The sequence below is a fragment of the Ktedonospora formicarum genome, assembly GCF_016587355.1.
Classification (GTDB): Bacteria; Chloroflexota; Ktedonobacteria; order Ktedonobacterales; family Ktedonobacteraceae; genus Ktedonobacter; species Ktedonobacter formicarum.
Window position 1 is genome coordinate 2,761,204 of the sequence record NZ_BNJF01000001.1, and the last position, 23,551, is coordinate 2,784,754.

Here is a 23,551-nt window from a genome sequence, read left to right on the forward strand (position 1 = left end):
CCATCTAAGCCACTCTATAGGCGGGTCGAGCATCATCAAAAGCTTAAAGAATTGAGGTGTAGAAATCAGGTTATCCACATTTCCACATCCCCTACTACTACGGTTATATAAAAATATATATAAAATAAGATATATATATTAGTAGTTAGCGTTGTGGAAAATGTGGATAACTTTTGAAACTTGGGGATAACTTTAAAATCTTGAGGAGTAAAGGCCACATACTTTCGATGTCACCAAAAAGCCAAAAAAAGCGTCTAAATAAACAGATACTTATTCTGGAAGACCCAAACATTACATTGGTATTCTTGCCATTTCTTATTCTAATCAGAATAGTGTGTAATCGCGTTGTGATGACAATCTGAGGCCTGTTATGAAGAGTACTGGTCTCTTTCCCCATGAACCACCTGAATTTGCGGGTTATCTACCTCATGCTGTAGAATATCTGGACGATATTCCTACTAGCCTCGCTTGATATTAATGCAAATTTCTATAGTATTGCCTGTTATATTGTCTTACAAGAGGTAAAAAGCTATTCGAGGGCTAAACAATGTCATCCATTATTGAAACCATCAAGGCGAAGGTCGACATTGTAGAAGAGATTAGTCTGATTGTTACTTTACAAAAATCGGGTAAATCTCTGAAAGGACTATGTCCTTTCCACAATGAGCGTACACCATCTTTCTATGTTTATCCTGAAACGCAAACATGGCATTGTTTTGGTTGTAATGAAGGTGGCGATATCTTCTCTTTTGTTGAGAAACAGCAAGGGCAAGAGTTTCGTGAAGCCCTGGAGTACCTCTCGCAAAAGGCCGGAGTTCAGCTTGAGGAGTTGCAGGGGCGCGATTCAGAAGCCGCGCGAGAGACAAGTGCTGCCAAAGAACGCCTGCGCCAGTTGAACGAGGATGCGTTGCTCTGGTTTCACCATATGCTGCTACGCTCACGGGAGGCGGAAGATGCCCGTACGTATGTTCAAAGCCGTGGTATTTCCACGGATACAGTACTGACATTTGGCCTAGGTTATGCGCCGGAGCAATGGGATTCCCTCTCTCGTTATCTGCTGAGCCGAGGTTATAGCGAGCGTGAGCTGGTTATAGGTGGCCTTGCTCGCGAACGAGAACTAGGAACGGCGGATAGAGGTGATGAACGAGGCATTTATGATTACTTCAGAAATCGCCTCATCTTCCCAATACGAGATACGCGAGGACATGTTATTGGCTTTGGGGGAAGAGCATTAGGTGAGAGCAAGCCAAAGTATCTGAACTCGCCGCAGACGGTTCTCTTTGAGAAAAACAACGTATTATATGCCCTGGACATGGCGCGAGATGCAATAAAACAGACACGACAAGTTGTTATTGTCGAAGGATACGTGGATGCCATTATTGCCCATCAGTATGGAACCAGGCAGACAGTTGCCTGTATCGGAAGCGCGATTACGGAAAGACATATTCAACAGCTCAAGAAACTTACCAAGCAGGTTACGCTGGCTTTAGATCCAGATGAAGCTGGGAATGCCGCGACTGAGCATGGCATACAGGAGGCCCTGAAGGGCTTTGATCGGACAGTCGTACCGGTGCCGTTACCCGCGAGCACCTCGGATCGCCAATGGCAGCAGAAGGGAAACGGATCAAAGGGGGTGAAAGAACGGAGTGGGGGATATACAGGTAAGCAGCAGCAGGCACGAGGCATCATTCGGCTAGAAGAGCAAGTGGATGCTGAAATCAACGTGCTCCAGCTCCCTCCAGGGGAGGACCCTGATGAATTTATCAGGCGCGATCATGCTGCCTGGCTGTATGCTGTGACACATCCTTTGCCACTGGTTGACTATTTCTTTGTCTCTAAGACTGCCGACCTCAATGTCCATGAGCCAACAGGCAAGACGGAGGCCGCCAGGCGATTACTACCCGTAATTGCTATGATTAGTGATCGTATTAAACGGGATGCATATATGCGCAAGCTTGCATCACTGATCAGCATCGGTGAGCGTAGTTTGTATGCGGAATTGCAAAGAGTATTGAGAGACCAACGGGCGACCAGTGTTACTGCAACGTTCTCTGCTCCGTTAGACAGAAGGAATGCTGATAGAGAAGTTGCATCCGGCAGGGGAAATCTGGGAGTAATTTCTGGCTCCCAGGAATCCAGTGATGTGAACCAAACCAGTAGCGTCGAGGCAAAGGGCGTCAGGACGAATGGCCTAGTTCACACACGTCATCATGGTACAAGTGGTATACTTGACAGAGGTGAGGCAAATAGACTAAAATGGGAGGACTACCTAATTGGGCTACTCCTACAAAATCCTGGGTTAAGTCCGTATGTTTATGGTATAATAGACGATGGTGACTTCGCCGGGACAGACACGCGAGAGTTGTACCACATTCTCTGTGCGGTGTATCAACAACGTGCATCTTCCCCCTCACTTCAATCCTTTGAACAGTATGTGCCTGCCTCATTATGGGATGCGTTTACTAGGGCACGCGCAAGCGTAGACAGAGAAACTTCACGAGATGGAGCAATTCTGGTCAAAGAAGCTGTCCAGTGCGCAACGCGACTCAAACGAGCACGGCTTGTACAATTGAATACCGAATTACAATTTCTGATACGCGAAGCCACTGCCGCTGGTGATATACACTCGCGCAGACAGCTCCAGCAAAAACTGTTGGAAATCCACCGACAGTTACACACAATCGACTCTGCAACGCATCTACAAGGCTAAAAGCACCTGGCCTGTTTATGCGTAATTGCTGATAATTCAAATGCGCACAACATATTTTAGGCGCGGTATCATCTTTTTTTACATGTAGGACCAGGAGACAGGATATTTCACCTATTGTTTACCTTTTTTATTGCCACATCCTGTTTTCTGAAGGGGGATGCCAGTATGGTGAATCGGGAACAAGAAGTTATGGATCGAGTACAGAGTGGGCATGTGAGCACGGGGGCATTGGAAAATGTTTTTGAAATGGAACCTTTTGCTGAAAACTTATTAAGCGATACGGAAAGTGTCTTTGATATTGATGCAATGGGTCGTGCTCATCATGATGCGGTCGGAAATGCCCCTGTAGCAACTCTGGGCGCGGAGGGTGAGTCATTCGATCTGTTTAAATTACAGGACGAAGAGCCTATGGACGCCCTGGACCCAACCAAAGAGCCGCCAGCGGACTGGGAGCCCAGCCCGGAAGATGTTGCTGACGTTGAGAGCGAAAATTTGGCGGATCCCAAATGGGAAGAATTGCAAGATGGGTTTGGTATCGCAGTCGCAGATTTAGAAAGTAGCCTTGATGATCCTGTGCGGATGTATCTGCGCGAGATTGGGCGTGTACCTTTGCTAACTGCTGACGAAGAGGTTCGTTTTGCACAACTCATGGAGCGAGGGAAGGCCGAGCGTCTCCGTACAGCACCTAATTATCGCTATATCGCCGAAGGCGAAGAGGCACAGAAGCGCTTAACTGAGGCTAACTTGCGCCTGGTTGTCAGCGTTGCTAAGAAGTATATTGGTCGCGGCATGAATTTGCTGGACTTGATCCAAGAAGGAAATATTGGCCTGATTCGCGCAGTCGAGAAATTCGATTACACAAAGGGCTACAAATTTAGTACATACGCGACCTGGTGGATTCGTCAGGCTATCACACGCGCTATTGCCGATCAGGCTCGCACGATTCGTATTCCTGTGCATATGGTGGAGACAATCAATCGCCTGATTCGCATTAGTCGCCGCCTCTTGCAGGATCTCGGACGCGAACCAACATCTGAAGAGATTGCGGCCCAGATGGAGATCAGTGCTGAGAAAGTTCGAGAGATTATAAAGGTGAGCCAGGAGCCGGTAAGTCTGGAGACGCCAATTGGCGAGGAAGATGATAGCCATCTTGGCGACTTTATCGAGGATCATACCGCTCTCGCTCCAGCCGATGCCGCCAGCCATCAACTGCTCAAGGAGCAGGTCGAAGATGTACTTGATAGCTTGACAGAGCGCGAGCGAAAAGTTCTGCAGTTGCGTTTTGGTCTTGATGATGGTCGTAGCCGCACTCTGGAAGAAGTTGGCAAAGAATTTCATGTAACACGCGAACGTATTCGTCAGATCGAGGCGAAAGCCCTGCGCAAACTGCGTCATCCTAGCCGCAGCCGCAAACTGAAAGATTACCTGGATTAGGCTTGGTTGTTTTTCTTATCGATTTGCGGATGTGAGGCTTGATGTGAAATGGTTTTCCCCCTATTGCTGAGATATTATACGAAAACCAACGTCGCTACCGTGCTCAAGTGTTCGTATCATGGAATATGGCAATATCGAAGAGAAGGGACATATCGCAATTCATCTGCGATATGTCCCTTCTCTTTTCTCTGATGAAGAGGAGAGATGCTCAAATGCACTTGAGGCGTAATCCCGAAACTGAGTTCTTACGCGAGGAAATAGTTAAAGAGCGGCGAGTATTGAGGCATAGAGGACAATTGGCTTTATTGGCTTATGGGGGCTCGCTCTTGCTCTGCTCATTCACGATGGTGCGTGCGCTGTCGACTCAGCAGCCACTGGTAGTTGTGCTTTTTGTCTCCTTTTTAATGCTTCTCCTGATCTGGGGGATTTCATATGGCGTACGGGCCTATACCAAGGGCAAGCTGCCCGTTCAAGAAGTGGATATCCAGCAGCGTCGACAGGAAGAGCGCGTATTTCTTTTTCAAATTGCTCAGGGACAATTGCCGCGAAACGTAGGTGTAGCTAGCATCGTTCTCAAAGGGTGTTGTGGCCTGTTTCTTCTATGTTGGGGCTTATATAGCTGGGCGATATATCGAGAGAGCTCTTCGATACTCTTGCTGGCTGTCATATTTTTATTCGTTGGGAGTGGGTTGGGTCTAATAGGGATGACTGTGAGAGATTGGCATAGAAGAAATGTCTTGCTTAAGGAGAGCGCAGATATACTAGCTGAGCGTCTGATGCTAGGCGAGATTACTGAAGGTCGCGATGATCAAGAAAGGTAGCGGGATATATTGGAGCGATAGAAGGGGTCATGCTCCCGAATTGATAGTAGGAGGAAACATGAGCCCTTCTCTTCAGTGATTGCGGACTGGTCTGATAATTGTGACGTTAGGCTGTTTGACGCGGTTGGGTCTGAAGCAAGAGCCAGGTTCCGATCATCAAAATTGAGAGAACCAGAGTAAAGGGAAGTAAAATCCAGAGGCCAATAAACTGAGCCAGGTTACCAGTGATCCATGGAAAGAGCGCGGCTCCCATACTGCCCAGGCTTGCCAGAAAACCAATAACGCTGGCGAGAAGTCGCGATGGGACCAGTTCCGACATGACTGAAATAGTAGTTGGAAAGATTGGCCCAAGGCTGAAACCTGTTATGAAGAGACCTATCGCAGCGATAATATTATTAGGTGTTAGCCAGATTAGCAACAGACCGCCGATAACTCCTACGAGGCAAAGTAGAATAATACGCTTTGCGCCGATCATCTGCGTAAACTGGGCCAGAATGAGGCGCCCAAGTGTTAGACCGAGCCAATAGCCGCTTACTACAGTACCCATGAGAACTGCGTCACCATGGCGTTCCTCGGTCAAGAAGCTATAGCTCCAGGAGCCAAGCGTTACTTCCGCTCCGACGTAGAAGAGCAGAAAGATCGCTCCTATCCAGGATACCTTCATCTTGAGCGCGAGGAAAAGCACGTTCCCTTGTTTCTCTTCTGCTGTATCTTCATCTGGCCTGGTAATTGGGTGACGTTTAAGAATTATTCCCAGGCTGATAAGGGTAACCAGCCCTAGAGCCGCCCAAAGCATGTAGATTACATTCCAATTCCAATCAAAGGCTAGCAGGCCTGTAGCGGCAAGTGGTCCCAGCCAGGCTCCAATACCATAGAAAGCGTGGAAATAGTTGAGTAAAGCCGCGCTCTTTGGAAGCCCCGCGATGAAGGTATTGAGTCCGGCATCTAGCATGGCAATGCCAAATCCCAGAAGAAGCATGCTTGGGAGTAGTAAAAAGAAAGGGAGCTGGAGACTAACAAAGGTTGCGCCTATAACAAAAATTGTTGCGCCACACAGCAAGGCTCCCCCTTTTCCAAGCTTCTCAACCGACAAACCGTTGCTAAAGGCAGCGCAAAGATAACCTAATGTGCTGAACAGGAAAAGTAAACTGACGACAGAATTGTTTAATGTGTAGTGTGAGCGTACATGTGGCAGAATGACCCCAAATGCTCCATCATTTGCGCCTATTATCAGGACGGCAAAGAAAGCAATAGCTATGTGGATGACGAAAGAAGGAGCCGTGGATTTAGGTGTTGTCTTGTCTGTTGAAATCACTTTGGTTAATCCGATCCAGGAAATATGTCGTGCTAATAAGAGGGTAAATAATTGTTACTCGTTTGATCTTGACCGTGCAGATACATACGCATTATAATGCATAATCATGATGATACACGCAAAATTGGCGCGTGTCAATGCGGCAATTTGCATGTTTTCGGTGAAATGCTGGTATTCGAAGCACATCAGAAGGAGCAGGAAAACTGCATATGTATATATAGTAGGAGTAGGAATGCTAAAGGAACAGCGCCAGCAACGTATCTTGAAGATGCTCCATAGCGAAGGTAGTGTGCTTGCTTCTGAACTGAGCGAGGCACTGGACGTTTCAGAGGATACTATTCGTAGAGACTTACGAGATCTGTTTGAAGCTGGCTTGATTCAGCGTGTGCATGGTGGGGCGCTATTGCGTGCGCCGAGCATGGATTATGTGCAACGACAAGAACAGGCAATAGAGCAGAAGGATGAGATCGCGAGAGCGGCTGTAAAACTCATTCGCGAGGGGCAGGTTGTGATTATGGATGGAGGAACAACTACATTGCAAGTGGCATATCATCTCCCGCCGACTCTGCGTGCTACTGTGATTACGAATAGCCCTCCAATCGCTCTTGCGCTAAGCGAGCACCCCTTGATTGAGGTCATCTTGTTGGGTGGGAAACTATATAAGCCGTCACAGGTGACCGTTGGCGTTGAAACGGTTGAGGCGCTAAAAACCTATCAGGCAGATATATGTATGCTAGGGATTTGTAGCTTACACCTTGAGGTTGGGATCTGCTCTACAGAGCTAGATGAAGTCTATGTCAAGCGCGCTATGATTGCCAGCTCTGCTGAAGTTGTGGCTCTGGCAGACGCGAAGAAACTTAATATGGCTTCTCCCTTTGTTGTGGCTCCCCTCAAAGAAATCACGCATTTGGTAACAGAGGCCTCTGTACCCGAAGAGGTGCTGGAAGATTTCCGCTACCTGGGTATCACAACGATACGTGGGGAGCTAGAACACGTAACCGTCTGATGGATCAACTTACCAGTTGGAATTTGGGTGCTTGCGCCCCATAATTGGTGGCGGATGCTGGTCGCTAATTGTGTGGTGTATAAAGCGCCCCAACATCCGCCATTAACACGGCGCTGGTGTTACATACCTACTGCGCGATGCTTTTGACTGTATGGCGCACGATGTCAACAAAGTCTGGCTTGAGGCTAGCGCCTCCAACAAGCGCGCCATCGATATCGGGATGAGCCATAAACTCGGCGATATTATTTGATGTGACGCTGCCACCGTAGAGGATGCGTACCGCTGAGGCGGCTTCGGCACCATACATTGACTGGTACTCCTGGCGTATATGGTGAATTACCTTACCTGCGATCTCAGCAGTTGCAGCATTGCCAGTTCCAATTGCCCAGATTGGCTCGTAGGCAATGACTACCTCGCGCGCCTGCTCAATGGTGAGATGAGCCAGGCTGCCCCGTAGTTGCGCACTGAGGACATGGTCTGTCTCGCCAGCCTCGTACTGCTGGAGATTTTCACCAATACAAACGATTGGGCGGAGTTGATGATTGAGGGCGGAAAGCGTTTTTTTGTTGACCAGTTCATCACTTTCCCCGAAGTACATACGACGCTCAGAGTGCCCAAGAATAACGGTAGTGCAGAGTTCACGTACCATAAGGGGCGAGATTTCCCCGGTGTATGCTCCCTTCTCCTCAAAGTACATATTCTGCGCACCCAATTCAATATATGGTGTGGCGGAAGCATCTGGTATGTTGAGGATCGCGTGTACTGCTGCCAGAGAGATTGCAGGGGGACAGAGAATGCAAAGAACGCTATCTTGTGATTGGAGAGCTTCGCTCAGGGCCGGAAGGATCTCTCCTACAAAGCTAGCAGCCTGCTGTGGGCCATAGTTCATCTTCCAGTTTCCCGCGATAATGGCGGTGCGCTTAGCGGGAGGTGTGGTCATAATATTTATACCTCTTTGTATGATTAAACGTGTTAGGGGTGTTGCTTAGTACGCTCTCTACCTGGAGAGTTTTTGGGTTCCAAGAGATGTGGTATCCCCCATATACACACTGTGGGTGTCACACAGTTCGATTCTGTGAAGCGTGTGAATACTGAGATGCTTTTAACCAATATGGTCGGGTCACACCTGGTGAACCCGACCATATATACTATAAACCTCTGATTAGTGATTTCGCAAGGCTGCGACGCCTGGAAGGGTTTTACCTTCCAGAAATTCAAGCGATGCTCCGCCACCTGTTGAGACATGAGACATGCTCTGGGCTGCGTTTGCTTGCTCTACTGCCGCCGCTGAGTCTCCACCACCGATGATGGTTGTAGCCCCTGCTGCGGTGCGCTCAGTGAGAAGGTGAATAACCGCATTGGTTCCCTTCGCAAAAGCAGGCATCTCGGCAACACCTAGAGTACCATTAAAGATAATGGTTTGGGCTGGGGAAAGTGCCTCTCCAAACTGCTTTACGCTTTCGGGTCCAATATCCAGAATACGCCAGCCAGCGGGCACCTCATCGCACGAAACAATTCTAGAAGTCGCATCTGGTGCGAAACGGTCGGCGATCACGACGTCGACTGGTAGAAGGAACTGGATACCGCGTTCCCGCGCCTGTCCTAGTAAAGCACGAGCCACGTCAAGCTTGCTATCCTCTACCAGGGATTCACCTATCTCATGGCCCTCGGCCTTGAGAAAGGTGTTTGCCATCCCACCACCTATCAAGATGCCATCGGCAATAGCGATCAGCCTCTCCAGAACGGCGATCTTGTCAGAGACCTTCGCACCCCCTACGATAGCCATAAAGGGGCGCTGAGGAGTCTCAAGGGCCGAACCAAGGTAGTTTAATTCCTTCTCCATCAGAAAGCCCGCAACCCCCGGTAGGAAGTGTGTTACACCCTCTGTGGAGGCGTGAGCGCGATGAGCAGTCCCAAAGGCATCATTCACATAGAGAGAGCCAAGTTCAGCCAGTTGGCGCGCGAACTCATTATCATTCAGCTCTTCCTCTTTGTGAAAGCGCAGGTTTTCCAGCAAAAGCACCTGCCCGGGCTCAAGGGCCTGAGCAGTAGCCTGGGCCTCGGGGCCAACGCAGTCCTGCGTCGTGATGATAGGCTGACCGAGTAATTCGCTGAGGCGCTGCGCGACTGGACGCAGGCGCAGAGTCTCGACAACCTGCCCTTTGGGACGCCCCAGGTGAGACATCAGTATCAGGGCTGCACCGTGATTAAGAAGGTAGCGTAGTGTAGGCAGAGCGGCGGTTATACGCATATCATCAGTGATGTGCTGGTGCTCATCCAACGGTACGTTAAAATCGACACGTACCAGAATGCGTTTCCCGGCGACATCGATATCGCGAATAGTCTGCTTATTCATGCCTAGAAGCCCTTTTGGCCCAGGAAGCGCGCGAGGTCTGCGACACGGCAAGAGTAGCCCCATTCATTGTCGTACCAGGAAACCACCTTGACCATATTATCACCAAGCACCATAGTCGAGAGACCATCTACAATTGAGGAGTGAGCATTGCCACGGAAATCGCTTGAGACCAGTGGCTCTTCCGTGTAGTCGAGGATACCCTTGAGCGAGCTAGCGGCAGCCTCTTTAAAAGCATTATTAACGGCATCTTTAGTGAGTGGCTTCTGTGTAGTAGCGACGAAGTCAACAATCGAGACGGTAATGGTAGGAACGCGCAGAGACATGCCATCGAAGCGTCCCTTTAGCTCGGGAATGACCAGAGCTAGAGCACGAGCAGCGCCCGTCGTTGTCGGGATGATATTCGCAGCGGCGGCGCGCGCACGGCGCAGGTCTTTATGCACCTGATCGAGAATGCGCTGATCGTTGGTGTAAGAATGGATCGTATTCATCATACCGCGCTCAATACCAAAGGTATCATTAAGCACTTTCGCGGCAGGTGCGAGACAATTGGTGGTGCAGGACGCGTTGGAGATGATGTGATGTTTTGCGGGGTCGTATGTATCCTCGTTCACACCCAGAACAACTGTCAGATCCTCACCCTTTGCCGGGGCCGAGATGATGACTTTTTTCGCTCCGCCACGCAGGTGAGCAGCAGCCTTCTCGGCGTCAGTAAAGAAACCTGTGGATTCAATGACAACCTGTACGCCGAGATCGCTCCAGGGGATCAGCGCGGGGTCGCGCTGTGAAATAACCTGAATCTTGTGCCCATTGACGATGAGAGAATCTTCTGTGGCTTCGACTGTACCGGGGAAGTGCCCATAGGTAGTGTCGTATTTGAGCAGATGGGCGTTGGTTTGAGTGTCGGTTAGATCATTGACGGCAACGACCTCGATATCCTCTGGGTGGCGTTCCAGCATGGCTTTCATGGACTGACGACCGATGCGTCCAAAACCGTTGATACCTACGCGAAGAGTCATGTACTAATTCTCCTTTTAATCTGAACGGTTAATGTGTGATCGTTAGCAGTGTCACCCGGCGTATGTACGGGCTCCTTTGGGATGTGTCGAAATGGGTAGGTTATGCCTCTTCGAAAACCTGTGCGCGCCCGAGTCGATACGAAAATAGAGATCAGTATAGAAAAGCTCAGGCTTTCGTATCAGAAGTTCGCGCTCGCCACGTCAGTGGCGCCATCCCCTCTGTAGAGAGTTGGTTTTCGTCTAAGAAGGTAGTCAGGTATGGAAAGGATAAGGGGCGCGTTCGACGGAGAACCTAGCGCACCGTTCCGTTCATAAAACATGGTACTGATCGTGCCAACCGCACCGATTGCACGGGTACCAATATCATCTGCAACGAGGAGTGATGCGGCCTTGCATCAAAGAGAAATGCCAGTAATTACTCGTCTCATTCAGTCTCAGCATGGGTGTCCAATCCAGCTAGAGAACGCTGAACGGTTGTGGTCGCGTAGAAGAGGGATAGAACGATGGGTATGATGCAGAGAGGCTACCAAGCACATTCCCTATACCACATCGAACCGGGCCTCCTGGCTTCAAGGCAAGAGCCTTGAAAACGCGATACCACTACCCTAAGAGTATCATTTAGGACAACGGATATCAAGTGGGTAGTTTTAAGTATCAGCAATGCCTATTGATGCATTGGGAGCAGATTTATTGGCTAGAACAGGTAAAAAGCCAATAGAGAAGCGAATGTATTCATCGCTATAGCCAAAGCCTGATCCTGGCACACCCGCGATACCAGTTTTCTCGAAGAGTGAGAAGGCATCCTCTCCTGGAGCAAGCTTGCTCCAATTATAGACTGTGGTGTCATCATCTATATAGATGATGGAAAAGAGTTTCTGTTCGTTGTTGATCTGGTGTAGCTGCTCGATAAAGCGACTACGACGCAAGCGATAAAATGCACGTAGTTTATCTATCAGCCATGGTCGTTGCTGAAGCAGACGATGATAGGCCATGAAGCGCAGTTGCCATTCGCCAGGAAGAGAGGCAGTACCGTTAGTCCAACTAGCCGCGATAAGCCTGGCAATAGCAGGATCAGGACAGGTGACCCAGCCGAAGCGCTCGCCGGTCAAGCTGCTTGTTTTAGACAGACTGCTGACGAAGATGGTATGGCACAGGATTTCTGAGTCATGGAAAGCGGTCATACGCTCTCTATCAATCTCTGGTGAGCTAGTGCCGATATAGGCTAGATCCGCCAGAACGATGATGTTGCGGCCCGCTTGCCAGTAACGGCGTAGGACTTTATATAGGGAGCGTAGCTCTTCCGCGTTAAAAGCAAAGGCTGTTGGATTATTACTGATCGTGAGATAGATAAGCTGGATATCCGGATGAGCCTGAAGTTGTTCTTCTAGTTGGGTCGCGGTAAGCTTAAAATGATGTTCCTCAGTGGTTTGAAATCGATGGAGTGTATAGCCATAGGTGCGTGCTTGCCATTCGGGAACACCGAAGCCTGGCTCGGGAAATAGAATGCCCATGCCTGCTGATGGTTGTTGGCGATAGAGTAAGGTCAGGCCACGCATGGTTTTGTCTAGCCCATCCATCGCCCCTAGACTGGGCAAGATATGCTCATAAGTGACAGGGAAGCCCCAGAGAGTGTGCATCTCCTGGGCCAACCATGTACGCAAGAGGGGATTGCCAATGCCATAGATATCATAAATACGCAGATCGAAACCTTGCTGCAATACGAGGCGCTCACATTCCTGCATCTGTTCACGAAGCCAAAGATAGGTTGAGCCACTGGCGGTATAGCCTGCAATATTTTCGCCAGGGAGGGCGATTCCCAATTCATCCGCTAGTAGGCGATAATCATCGCTGCCACCTGGTGATTCTGAATGCTCTGTAATAAGGCGCAGATTGATATCGCCGATAGTGCGGTTGACAATTTCGGAAGCAATGACTTCTTCTGCGATATGGTGTGCGCGGCATGCCTGTTCCAGTTCGGAAACGATACGCGCCATCATACGAATAGGGCCAGGTCCCTCTTGAAGCTGTGGTCGATATCGTTGGATAAGCTGGCTACGTAACTGGCGTAATGTAGCTCGCTGTTCCTCCAAGGGAATAGCAGGTAATGTTGTGGATGGGTCCACAGAGAGATTATGAGTCATAGTTAGATAAAACCTCTCTTCATAATGTGCCTCCTATGGCGCATCTTCCTGACAAGGAGCGGTAGTACCATCACCATTGATGTACTATTCCTTGCAGTGTAGCATATGAAGCGGACAAGCGACAAGTGAGCAATAAGGAGCTTTCCGGGACGCCAATTGCTCGCATGAGTATATTGGTGAGCATGGTCTACTTGCTGCACTTCTTGGGATGTTTCACGTGAAACACTGAAGAGCATAGAGGCAGGATGTTTCACGTGAAACATCCTGCTTGGATAAACGCTATGTGGTCGACAGAAATTTGTTGATCCGATAATGTTGGAGTGGTATAACTGGGTTGGATCGGCGAGCAAACCAGGGAAAGGAAGAGACAGAGAGCTTATGGAGCAGGAAAGCTTACAAGGGCAGAGCGTAGTTGTTACAGGAGCGGGGCGAGGCATTGGTCGCGCATTAGCGTTAGCTTTTGCTGCGAAAGGAGCCCATGTCTTGGTTCATTATGGGCAGAGTCAGGAGCAGGCAGAAGAGGTTGCACATTCTATATGTGAGCAAGGAGGGAAGGCGGAAGCCCTTCAGGCCGATATAGGTGATACTCGCGCGGTGACCCATCTGGTAGCGGAGGCAGTACGTATCCTGGGCAAGATCGATGTGTGGATTAATAACGCTGGAGCCAGCGCCAATTCAGCAGAGGCGCAAGGATTGGATGAGATACAGCGCTTCGAGCGGATGATGCGTGTTGACGTTGAGGGAACATGGCGTTGTTGTCGCGAGGTAAGACCACATATGCGTGAAGGTAGCTGTATTATCAATATGGGATGGGATGGGGCCTTGGTAGGTGCGCCTGGTCTTCCTAACCAGCTTTATGCTATGAGCAAAGGGGCTATTATATCACTCACTCGTTGCCTGGCACTGGAGTATGCGCCGCAGGTGCGCGTAAACTGTATCGCGCCGGGTTGGATTGAGAATGCCTGGGCTCGCGAACATGCATCGCCTGCTTTCTATCAGCATGTGGAGGAGCGCATTCCTTTGAAGCGTTGGGGAAAGGTAGAAGATATTGTTGGTGTAGCGCTCTTTCTGTCTTCACCGGTTGCGTCTTATATTACGGGGCAAGTGATTCCAGTTAATGGTGGTGATGTGCGCCATTGATCGGAATATGTTTCACGTGAAACATATGTGGAATTGCTGACCCCAATGTTTCACGTGAAACATTGGGGTCTATGGTATTAAACTGTGAGGATGTAATGTCGCAGGTGTGAGGGATCGTTGCATTGCGAAAGCAAAGTGTGAGGGATCGTTGCATCAGAAACAGTGATGATATTAGGGAGAACAGTTCTAATGTTCTCAGGTATGCTGACATATATTATACATGGCGCAATTGCAAGAATTCCGCGTGGTCAAAATCGCATTGCCTGTGAATGTTTCACGTGAAACATGGTCGTAAATTTGCTGGTTCGTATCCTCGCATAGAAAGATAAAATCACGATAGTATCAGAACATGGCTGATAGGAACCCAGCCATGATTTCCCAGTTGATCATAGCACCAGTACCAACCACTTTCTTCATGCTCGATAGTAAGTTTTTGACCAACAGTCACTGTTAGTTCTATGGCATTGTAAGCTGAGGAAGTCATGCCCACCTTGGTGTCCGCATCCATATGGATGATATTCTTTGGCATCCAGCCGCTTTTCCCCCGCTGATCAGTGCACCATACCCAAATCCATGCAGGATTATCCTCCCAGGCACTTCTTTTCTCACTCACAGCAAAAGACTCATAGGCTTCAACCGAGATTGGATCAGGTGATGAAGCTTGATAGTCTTTGGTAACATGACATGTTCGCCTAGGATCGGCTTGAGGTCTATTCATAAATGCTCCATACGTTCTTTGAGGTGTACATGGTTCATCCTATCATATCTCTCAGCGCCTTTGCTCTCCACTGTTAATATCACAGTGGTCATAGCGCGAATTGTCCCTGATGTTTCACGTGAAACATCAAGGGCTACATATTGATGGAATACAAGTGTGAGAGATCGCTGCATTGATAGGGCGTGTTTGGCAAAGTGTGAGAGATTACTGCATCAACGATAGGCATCCGGCGCAAGTGTGAGAGATCGCTGCATTGATAGGATAGGTCAGGGGAAGTGTGAGGGATCATTGCATCAGAAACAGCGCTTGATATCGGGGCGAACAGTTCTAATATTCTCAGGTATGCTGGCATATATTATTCATGGCGCAATGTTAAGGATTCCGCATGATCAAAATTATATTAATCCAATAATGTTTCACGTGAAACATTATTGGATTAGTCTGCTTGACTTCCTGGTGAGCTATAGGTTGTGAGCTTAAGTCTGCTGAACGTCGTTGTGAGCGAAGGAGTGTTTATACACATCTCTTATGTATGCGTCAGTCTGGGGAGAGACCCCCAGACTTCGTAGATCGGCTAGTGTAAGCGTATCAGCATCACGGTCATCTTGGCTATAGTAGTATCGAGTGTCAGGCTCCACCATAATACGATGATAGAGACTCTTCTCTCTGTTGGAGGATAATAGCTTCAAAGGATCGGGCTCAAAGACGTACCTGGCCCAATAAAGTATACAAGGCCATTGCTCCTGGTCTTCATTTTTGTATTCCCACCATATTTGCCTAAAAGCAAATAGTCCCTCTTCACGTGTGACCTTGACTATGTATGGCTCTAATGCTCGGACTGGCTTATGTGGGTCCAGCTCTACCAGATCATATAAGTATAGCTGAAGAGTGCGTTGATCTAAGGGTTTTATTGAGAACTTTCCCTTGACGATTGCAATGACGAACTGACCAGCCCCATCACCCATTTGTATATCACCTGATTGTGAGAAGGTCAGGTAATGGAAATAGTCATGTAGATGCGGGTTGGCCGCAAGCGTTCCATCCAAAGTAAAGGCAACTTCATTTGCTTCTTGCATGTGTTTGCCTTTCTCAAAATTATACAGGTGTAAGGTGGCGTCAGCTTTGAATCTGATGTTTCACGTGAAACATTGATGAGACAGAAGCTTATAGTGAAGAGAACTCCGATGTTTCACGTGAAACATTGAGAATTTGACCTCCTGATGTTTCACGTGAAACAATTTTGTAAAGAGGTTAGTCGTTCATTGAGATTGCAAAGATACCCTCTTGCAGGGCGCTAGCCAGGGCCGCAATATCGGGAGCCAATACGCGGTCCTCTTCCAGTTTGGCGACATAGGCGCGCACATTTTGATAGGCGATCTGTACGCCTGCTCCTGGTTTTAGCGGGAGGCGGAACTCAAGCATCTGGGCCGCGCAGAGTAGTTCAATGGCGATGACCTGGCGCGCCAGTTCCAGCAGACGTAGAAGTTTATGAGCACTGGTTACCCCCATGCTCACAAAGTCTTCCATTCCAGCAGAGGTCGGAATAGAGTCGATGCTGGCGGGATGGGCTAGAATCTTGATTTCATTGACGAGAGCGGCAGCGGCGTACTGCGCGATCATAAAACCAGAATTGAGGCCGGGATTGGGTGTCAGGAAGAGAGGTGCGCCATTGGTATCCCATTCATGCGGTCCCATCAGATTATAGACACGGCGCTCGGCGAAACTTGCGAGTTGAGTCATGGCGATTGCCAGGGTATCCAGGGCCAGAGCGAGAGGTTGACCATGGAAGTTTCCCCCACTCAGGATCGCGCCATCCTCGGGGAAGATCAGAGGATTGTCTGTCACTGCGTTGAGCTCGCGCTCAAAAATCTGCTGGCAGTAGTCCAGTGCATCGCGAACCGCGCCGATAACCTGGGGGGCGCAACGTAGCGTATATGGGTCCTGTACGCGTGGGCAATGCTCATGGCTCTGGCGAATCTCGCTATCGTGAAGCAATTGTCGCAGGCGTGTAGCTGTAACTTGCTGACCAGCCTGACCGCGCCTTCGATGTATGCGTGGATCAAGTGGAACATGGCTACCCATGAGTGCTTCAATACTCATGGCGCAGGCCACCTCCGCACTCTCGACCAGGATACGTGCGTCGGCCAGGGCCAGAATCGCGATAGCTTCCATCAGGTGTGTGCCATTGATCAGGGCCAGCCCCTCTTTTGCTTGAAGATGGAGTGGCTCTAGTCCCGCGCGAAGCAGGGCCTCACCACCAGATAAGCGCTCACCCTGATAGTCCGCTTCGCCTTCGCCAATTAAGACCAGGGCCAGATGTGCTAGTGGAGCAAGATCACCACTGGCTCCTACTGAGCCACGTGAGGGAATGATCGGTGTTATTCCTTGGTTCAGTAGTGCGAGCAATTGTTGCACAACCTCCACACGGACCCCAGAGTTACCCCGAGCGAGACTGCCTGCAAGCAAGAGCATCATCGCGCGTGTGATATCTATGCTAAGAGGTTCACCGACGCCAGCTGCATGACTCCGTATAAGATTATGCTGAAGTTGGACCAGTTGATCCTGGGGGATGCGTACACTGCTCAAGTGGCCGAAGCCCGTCGTCACACCATAGACCTTGCGCCCCTCTTCAGTCGCGATATTGACAATAGCACGCGCTGCCAGAATAAGTTCGACAGCTGATGGTGCCAGCGCGACGGGTGCATTGTGGCGCGCGACTGCCAGGACATCGTTTGAGGTAAGAGCCTCACCATCGATGAGGATTTCGTTACCCTGTGCTTCCGCCGTTGGCGGAGTCTTAAGGGATGGTAGATGCTGTTCTTTTGTCATGCCGTGTTTCTGCCTGGTCTTATGCCTCGCCATAGAAGTCATCCTTTCAGCGTCATTGCCTTTGACTTTAGTGTAAATAGCATACTTGCTCTGAGAGCATATAACTGGGTTGCCATACCCTGCTAGCTAGTGTGAATGCACAAGGATAATAGTGAAATGAGCATTGCATAAGGGTAAGCTTGCCTGCTACTAAGATAGCAAAAGTGGCGCTCCTCGTAAATAGGTTATGCTGCTTACAATTGAGCCAGGATCTAAATGTTTCACGTGAAACGTTGGCAGATATGTGAAACGTGCTAGTTGCTGAGGTAATGTTTCACGTGAAACATTACAAACTGGAGTATCAATGCTCACGCTATTTCGTTATTGCAGAGTCCAATCCTCTATAAACCTCTTAAATAAGAGCAAAATATAAGAAGTTTTCTTCTCATCGGTGTGATACGTTATCTCTACGGCAGGTAGAAATAGTTTATGTTTGAGGAAAACTATGAAAACAGTCACCTCTCGGGATGGTACCCCCATCGCATTTGATCAATCTGGTCATGGGCCTGTACTCATTCTGGTAACTGGCGCGCTAACTAAGCGTGTCGATTGGACTTCACTAGCGGCGTACCTTTCACTACATTTCAGTGTGTTATCCTACGACCGACGTGGCAGGGGCGAGAGTGGAGATAAGACCGCTTACGCAATAGAGCGCGAAATCGAAGACCTTGATACTCTGATTGCCGAGGTCGGTGGACCAGCTTTTGTCTTTGGTCATTCCTCAGGAGGGGCCCTGGCCCTTGAAGCGACAGCCATGCTTGGCTCGAAAATCGCAAAACTTGCCATTTATGAAGTGCCCTACAACAGCGAGGATGAAGCCAAAAAAAGATGGATAGAATATAGACAGCAATTGACAGACCTCTTGGCCGCGAATCGCCGAGGCGATGCCGTGAAGCTATTTATGCGCCTGGTTGGAATGCCAGCAGATCAGATAGAAGCCGCGCAACAGACGCCAATGTGGTTAGCGCTTGAGATGATATCGCCAACCCTGGCCTATGATGCTGCTGTTCTGGGGAGCGACGGTTCTATTCCTATAGAACGAGCAATGCACATACACATTCCTACTCTTGTTATGAGTGGAGGCGCGAGCTACTCTTTTATGGATGATACAGCGCGAGCACTGAGCAATGCCTTGCCTCAAGCCCAGTATCGTAAGCTGGAGGGCCAGAATCATGCTCCGGCCAACGACGTTCTTGCCCTGGCCTTGAAAGAGTTCTTTCTTGATTAAAGAACCCAATGTTTCACGTGAAACATTGGGGAGATTGTGAGAATGTTTCATGTGAAACATTAGGGATGTGAAACGAGATCAGGGTCTCAGCATAAAATTATCATGTTTCACGTGAAACATTCTCATCATTACCTCACGATGTTTCACGTGAAACATCGTGATAGTCAGGTGTGTTGCGTGAAGGTGGATTGTACAAGATTGGTGCCAAAGTGATAGCCAATCTCGCGGTAGTCTTGGATAGACCAGAAGATAAGATCGCACTGTTTACCAAGCTCAAGGCTCCCAACCTCGTCTTGGAGGGCCAGCGCTCGCGCTCCGTTGATTGTCGTAGCGGTAAGGGCCTCTTCAAGTGACATATGCATTGCTGACATGGCGAGACCCAGGATCATCTGCATATTCTCGCAATAGGATGTGCCTGGATTAAAGTCAGTAGCCAGCGCAACATGTAGACCATGATCCAGGAAACGCCGAGCGGAGGGATAAGGCGAGCGCAAAGTATAAGAGCAGCCTGGGAGTAAGGTCGCGACAACGCCGGCCTCGCGCATCGCCTCCAGGTCGGGATCACTGGCATGGTCGAGATGATCGGCGGAGATAGCCCCCAATTCAGCGGCCAGGCGTGCCCCTCCCGCTGGACTGAGCTGATCGGCATGTAGTTTGAGATAGTAGCCGAGCTCTTTCGCGCGAGTCAGAATGCGGAGACTCTCGTCATATGTGAAGGCCTCGCGCTCACAAAAAACATCGCAGAAGCGCGCCAATCCTACGAAGCGAGGCAGCATCTCATGTAGCACCAGATCGACATATGCGGCCCGCCGGTCGCGATATTCAGGAGGGACGCTATGCGCACCCAGAAATGTTGGCACTACACGCACCTTCTGAGTGGCTGGCTGCGCTATTTCGGAAGTCGCGTTAAGCTTATTGATGAGGCGCAGGCTGACCTCTTCCGCCTCCAGGCTCAGGCCATAGCCTGTCTTGATCTCAACTGTTGTCGTTCCATAGGCGTTGAGGCTCACCAGACGCTCTCTCGCCAGGGTAAGCAGTGTCTCCTCATCGGCTGCTCTAGTGGCGTTCATTGTCGTCAGGATGCCCAATCCACGCGCAAGTAGCTCACCATAGCCAATGCCCGAGCGGCGCATATGAAATTCTTCCGCGCGGTTGCCAGCGAAGAGCAGATGGGTATGTGAATCCACAAAGCCCGGTGTGACAACTGCTTCCCTGGCATCAATAACTGTGATATCTGTCCCAGGGGTGTCTGTTTGAAACTGTGGCTCTCCTTCACCTTCTTGCCCAAGCCAGACAATGCGATTCTGACTTACACCAAGCAGTGCGCGTTCAAGAACTTGCAGTGGTCCACTGGCACCAGGGATGGGCTGTTGCGCGATAGTTACCAATTGCCCAATATTACGGATGACTGTGCTTACACGCACGACAGGCGTTGACTGGTAGGGATCAAGCGCCATAAAGACTCTCCTTAATCTATATGAGGGTTAACCGCGTGTGGCGTTACTCCAGATGCATACTAATCGCTACAGTATATCATGAAGTCGGGAAAGACAATTGCCTGGTTGCTCGCTTAGATCACAGCGTGAACCTCTTATGTATGAGAGCGTGCTTGGATATCCACTTGCCCTTAGGGAGCGGATTTGTTACACTGTGGTCAGTATGCACATGTGTACAAATGCTTTGAGGGAGATGGAGTAGGCAAAGAAGCCGAAGAAAATCGACGGGGGAGCATGTGTCGGTCTATGCGAGCAGTGGACGATAACAGGCCCAGGTATGCCGCCGTTTTGCGGGTACTGCATTCCTGGAAACAGCTGCCAGAGAGTGATGTCTCACGTATGTTACATGATCACTACCTGGTAACTGATGACTTTCGTGAAATGGAAGACCAGGGATTGCTGACTATGGAGTTTGTGGGCGATGAATATATTATCTCCTTCACACTCATGGGTAAAGTCTGGCTAGAGCAATATGAGAGCGGTAAATTATAGTTCAAGGTTTTAAAGGAGTGGATATTGCCATGTATGATACTGAAGAGGCTCTTCCTTACAGTAATATAGATGCCGAAGAGGCGCAACGACTCATTGGAGAGGGCGCGCATGTCGTCGATGTTCGTCAGCAAGATGAGTGGCGCACCGGGCATATTGCTCAAGCTACGCTGGTTCCCATTGACGGTATCTATACCTTTGGCAAGGCTCTAGAGGAGCATCAACTCCCTAAAGATCAAGACGTTATCTTCGTGTGCGCCTCTGGCAGACGGAGCATCTCGGCTTCCGAGATCGCACTATTGCTAGGTTTCCAGAAGGTCCATAACCTGACGCACGGGATGCATGGCTGGATTGGTCAGGGCAATCCTGTAGAGCGCTAAAGCAAAAGTGTGAGAGAACGCGGAGCGGCGTCAGCTTTCTCCGTATCCCTTTCTCTCTCGTCGCCATAAGCGGCGAGCAACAAACATACTATTATTTCTTGAGAGGAGATAGAGCACAATGCCTCTATTGGAAGGAAAGAAGGCGCTGATCTTTGGCGTCGCTAACCATCGTTCTATTGCCTGGTCTATCGCCCAGTCCCTGGCTGGCGAAGGCGCACAGCTTATTTTGACATACCAGGAACGCATGGAGAAGTATGTCCGCGAACTGGCGGCGAAGATCCCTGGTACCGAGGTCATCCCTTGCGACGTTCAGAGTGACGAAGACTTGGATAATGCTTTCGCCAAAACAGGTGAAATCTTCGGTGGCAACCTGGATATTCTGATCCACGCGGTAGCTTTTGCTCCCCTTCGGAGCTAGAGAATCCCTTCCTTGAGACGACACGTGCTGGTTTCCATACCGCTCTCGATATCAGCGCCTACTCGCTAGTCGCGATGTCGAAGCGCGCGGCTCCTCTATTACAGCAGAATGGTGGCGGTAGTATCGTCAGCCTGACCTATATGGCGAGCCAGCGTGTTATGCCCAAGTATAACGTCATGGCGGTAGCGAAAGCTGCCCTGGAGTGCAGCACGCGCTATCTGGCTTACGAATTGGGTGAGCACAACATTCGCGTTAACGCTATTTCGGCTGGCCCGTTGAATACGCTTGCCGCACGCGGTGTCTCCGGCTTTACTGGCTTCCGTAATCAGGTTGCCGAGATTGCTCCTCTGCGCCGCAACATTGAGCAGAGCGAGGTTGGCGATACCGCACTCTTCCTGAGCAGTCCTCTGGCTCGCGCCATTACTGGCGAGGTCTTGTATGTCGATGCTGGCTACAATATCATGGGCTCAGGTTCCGCCCAATAATGTTTCACGTGAAACATCGTCAGATACTCTTCGATATCTCATACGAACTGTTGAGGAGTTCCTGATGTAAAAAATCTCCTGATAATGTTTCACGTGAAACATTATCAGGAGTCTTTGAACGAGAACGCGTGGAACGCGAACAATAAGGTGCGAAGGTGACACTTCATGGTGTTCCCTTCGCACCTTATTTCATATCAGCCTGGAAGAATACTACCCGTGGCGCTATCGATACGGATTGCCATCGGGGCAAGTGAGCGCCTGGCTGGGGGACGCTTCACTGTACCGTTATGCGCGGGATCAAAGGTCGATCCGTGACACGGGCATACAATAAGCTTGCTATCCGGGTCATAGTCCACGGTACAACCTGCGTGCGTACAGGTGGCATCATAAGCAACAAACTGATCATTCGCCAAATGGATGAGCAAAGCAGGCTCTCCACTCTCAGCGCTGGTAAAGGAGAGTGCGCTATTAATGGGCACATCGCTTACCTTGGCAATCATCGTATCGCTGGTTGGAGTACTAGATGCTGTAGGAGTTGGCTCTGGTGTTTGAGTCGCTGAAGGGGTTGCCGTTGGCGTTTGGTTGAGTGCATCGTTTGCCTGGCGGCCTCCGAGAACAGTGGTGCTAAAGGCGACGAAAAGAGCGGTTGCAACCCCACCTGTAAAGAGGCCCAGAAGCAAACCCCGTCTTGCTGGGGATGCCAGACGCGAAGCTGTAGAGTTTGCATCCAATGCAGTGATTGGTAGACCGAGGAAGAAGGCCAGGGAATAGAGTCGAGCATGTTGTCCACGCTCTGCCCACAGGGCCATACGTGGCGCGAATAGTAGCTCATCTAACGACAGGAAACCGGTGCCGCTAGGACCATTGAGTAATAGCACAAGCCAGCAGCAAGCAAAGACGATGTCCGAGCCATAGAAGTATGGATACACAGTCCAGGAAGCACTGAGCCAGAGAATGATGTTGAGTATGAGGCCAAAGATGGATGCGGGCCGCAACAGGAAACCTACAAGTGTTCCCAATCCAATGGCTACCTCTCCATAAGCGATAAGCATGCCAAAGAGAATCGCGTTTGGCGAGGCGAACTGTAGGAGAAGAGGGCTTAGGGGTGAGGTCTGAGCAAAGATTGTGATCTGTTCCCCAATGAAGTCGGGACTACCAGGATGGAAGAACTGAGGATCTGTTAGCTTCTGTATTCCTGCGTAGAGAAATGTAATTCCAAGAAAGAGGCGCAGTGGTAATAAGGCAAAAGCGCGTGGCGCTGGAATTGATCGCGATCTGACCGGTGTTGTATCAGGCCGGATGGGTGGAACCTTGGTGCTGGTGGACATGAAACCTCCCTGTCTGAGAGCGGTATTGAGTATAGACGTGTGTACAGGCGGAGCATAGCTACGACCGTGTACATAGAGTTGCCAAAGGCGCGAAAAGGCTACTTTGCTTTTATATATATCAACGCTTATCTAGCTAAAGAGATACAGCCGTTTGCTGAATTTAAACTGAAGGAAGGGCTGTCTCCTCTGGCTTCCATACAGT

18 protein-coding genes and 1 pseudogene are annotated in these 23,551 nt (G+C 49.7%); 9 read left to right on the forward strand and 10 right to left on the reverse strand.

The window, feature by feature from the left end; translation table 11 throughout:
* The first annotated feature begins 547 nt into the window (after nt 1-547).
* From dnaG to K3T82_RS11875, 3 genes are all read left to right on the forward strand, one after another.
* On the forward strand, nt 548-2,710 hold the full coding sequence (dnaG, locus tag K3T82_RS11865) for a DNA primase (protein ID WP_220193663.1): 2,163 nt from the start codon (nt 548-550) through the stop codon (nt 2,708-2,710).
* Between the two features lie 165 nt (nt 2,711-2,875).
* Entirely contained in the window at nt 2,876-4,144 is a 1,269-nt protein-coding gene (gene rpoD / locus K3T82_RS11870; protein ID WP_220193664.1) for an RNA polymerase sigma factor RpoD, read from the forward strand.
* Between the two features lie 212 nt (nt 4,145-4,356).
* Nucleotides 4,357-4,965 carry a hypothetical protein gene (locus K3T82_RS11875; RefSeq protein ID WP_220193665.1) on the forward strand — a complete coding sequence of 203 codons (609 nt, stop codon included), beginning with the start codon at nt 4,357-4,359 and terminating at the stop codon, nt 4,963-4,965.
* A 106-nt stretch (nt 4,966-5,071) separates the two neighbouring features.
* Here the strand turns inward: K3T82_RS11875 and K3T82_RS11880 are convergent, their stop codons facing one another.
* Nucleotides 5,072-6,280 carry an MFS transporter gene (locus tag K3T82_RS11880; protein WP_220193666.1) on the reverse strand — a complete coding sequence of 403 codons (1,209 nt, stop codon included), beginning with the start codon at nt 6,278-6,280 and terminating at the stop codon, nt 5,072-5,074.
* A gap of 232 nt (nt 6,281-6,512) precedes the next feature.
* On the opposite strand from K3T82_RS11880, the gene K3T82_RS11885 reads away from it, so the two are divergent.
* Nucleotides 6,513-7,286 carry a DeoR/GlpR family DNA-binding transcription regulator gene (locus K3T82_RS11885; protein WP_220193667.1) on the forward strand — a complete coding sequence of 258 codons (774 nt, stop codon included), beginning with the start codon at nt 6,513-6,515 and terminating at the stop codon, nt 7,284-7,286.
* A gap of 127 nt (nt 7,287-7,413) precedes the next feature.
* On the opposite strand, the gene tpiA is transcribed toward K3T82_RS11885, so the two are convergent.
* The 4 genes from tpiA to K3T82_RS11905 all read right to left on the reverse strand — a co-directional run bounded on the left by tpiA (nt 7,414) and on the right by K3T82_RS11905 (nt 12,799).
* Nucleotides 7,414-8,226 carry a triose-phosphate isomerase gene (gene tpiA, locus K3T82_RS11890; protein WP_220193668.1) on the reverse strand — a complete coding sequence of 271 codons (813 nt, stop codon included), beginning with the start codon at nt 8,224-8,226 and terminating at the stop codon, nt 7,414-7,416.
* A gap of 222 nt (nt 8,227-8,448) precedes the next feature.
* Nucleotides 8,449-9,642, reverse strand: coding sequence for a phosphoglycerate kinase (locus K3T82_RS11895; protein WP_220193669.1), 1,194 nt, complete (start codon nt 9,640-9,642; stop codon nt 8,449-8,451).
* Nucleotides 9,643-9,644: 2 nt separating this feature from the next.
* The gene (gene gap / locus K3T82_RS11900; protein ID WP_220193670.1) at nt 9,645-10,658 is read right to left on the reverse strand and encodes a type I glyceraldehyde-3-phosphate dehydrogenase; all 1,014 of its coding nucleotides are present in this window, start codon (nt 10,656-10,658) and stop codon (nt 9,645-9,647) included.
* A gap of 647 nt (nt 10,659-11,305) precedes the next feature.
* Nucleotides 11,306-12,799 carry a pyridoxal phosphate-dependent aminotransferase gene (locus K3T82_RS11905; RefSeq protein ID WP_220193671.1) on the reverse strand — a complete coding sequence of 498 codons (1,494 nt, stop codon included), beginning with the start codon at nt 12,797-12,799 and terminating at the stop codon, nt 11,306-11,308.
* A 378-nt stretch (nt 12,800-13,177) separates the two neighbouring features.
* Here K3T82_RS11905 and K3T82_RS11910 point away from each other — a divergent pair, with 378 nt between their 5' ends.
* Nucleotides 13,178-13,939, forward strand: coding sequence for an SDR family NAD(P)-dependent oxidoreductase (locus K3T82_RS11910; protein ID WP_220193672.1), 762 nt, complete (start codon nt 13,178-13,180; stop codon nt 13,937-13,939).
* A 331-nt stretch (nt 13,940-14,270) separates the two neighbouring features.
* Here the strand turns inward: K3T82_RS11910 and K3T82_RS11915 are convergent, their stop codons facing one another.
* The 3 genes from K3T82_RS11915 to hutH all read right to left on the reverse strand — a co-directional run bounded on the left by K3T82_RS11915 (nt 14,271) and on the right by hutH (nt 17,519).
* Nucleotides 14,271-14,657 carry an SH3 domain-containing protein gene (locus tag K3T82_RS11915; protein ID WP_220193673.1) on the reverse strand — a complete coding sequence of 129 codons (387 nt, stop codon included), beginning with the start codon at nt 14,655-14,657 and terminating at the stop codon, nt 14,271-14,273.
* A 476-nt stretch (nt 14,658-15,133) separates the two neighbouring features.
* Nucleotides 15,134-15,733: a hypothetical protein gene (locus K3T82_RS11920; RefSeq protein WP_220193674.1), complete on the reverse strand. Its 600-nt coding sequence runs from the start codon at nt 15,731-15,733 to the stop codon at nt 15,134-15,136.
* A 175-nt stretch (nt 15,734-15,908) separates the two neighbouring features.
* Nucleotides 15,909-17,519: a histidine ammonia-lyase gene (gene hutH, locus K3T82_RS11925; RefSeq protein ID WP_220193675.1), complete on the reverse strand. Its 1,611-nt coding sequence runs from the start codon at nt 17,517-17,519 to the stop codon at nt 15,909-15,911.
* 451 nt (nt 17,520-17,970) lie between these two features.
* Here hutH and K3T82_RS11930 point away from each other — a divergent pair, with 451 nt between their 5' ends.
* Nucleotides 17,971-18,753, forward strand: coding sequence for an alpha/beta fold hydrolase (locus K3T82_RS11930; RefSeq protein WP_220193676.1), 783 nt, complete (start codon nt 17,971-17,973; stop codon nt 18,751-18,753).
* 164 nt (nt 18,754-18,917) lie between these two features.
* Here the strand turns inward: K3T82_RS11930 and hutI are convergent, their stop codons facing one another.
* On the reverse strand, nt 18,918-20,210 hold the full coding sequence (gene hutI, locus K3T82_RS11935) for an imidazolonepropionase (protein WP_220193677.1): 1,293 nt from the start codon (nt 20,208-20,210) through the stop codon (nt 18,918-18,920).
* A gap of 285 nt (nt 20,211-20,495) precedes the next feature.
* On the opposite strand from hutI, the gene K3T82_RS11940 reads away from it, so the two are divergent.
* The 3 genes and pseudogenes from K3T82_RS11940 to K3T82_RS49870 all read left to right on the forward strand — a co-directional run bounded on the left by K3T82_RS11940 (nt 20,496) and on the right by K3T82_RS49870 (nt 22,021).
* Nucleotides 20,496-20,741, forward strand: a complete 246-nt coding sequence (locus tag K3T82_RS11940; RefSeq protein ID WP_220193678.1) for a hypothetical protein — start codon at nt 20,496-20,498, stop codon at nt 20,739-20,741.
* Between the two features lie 29 nt (nt 20,742-20,770).
* Nucleotides 20,771-21,118: a rhodanese-like domain-containing protein gene (locus K3T82_RS11945; RefSeq protein ID WP_220193679.1), complete on the forward strand. Its 348-nt coding sequence runs from the start codon at nt 20,771-20,773 to the stop codon at nt 21,116-21,118.
* A gap of 118 nt (nt 21,119-21,236) precedes the next feature.
* A pseudogene (locus tag K3T82_RS49870) lies at nt 21,237-22,021 on the forward strand (enoyl-ACP reductase FabI).
* 194 nt (nt 22,022-22,215) lie between these two features.
* Here the strand turns inward: K3T82_RS49870 and K3T82_RS11955 are convergent.
* On the reverse strand, nt 22,216-23,349 hold the full coding sequence (locus tag K3T82_RS11955; RefSeq protein WP_220193680.1) for a TQO small subunit DoxD: 1,134 nt from the start codon (nt 23,347-23,349) through the stop codon (nt 22,216-22,218).
* Nucleotides 23,350-23,551 lie beyond the last annotated feature (202 nt).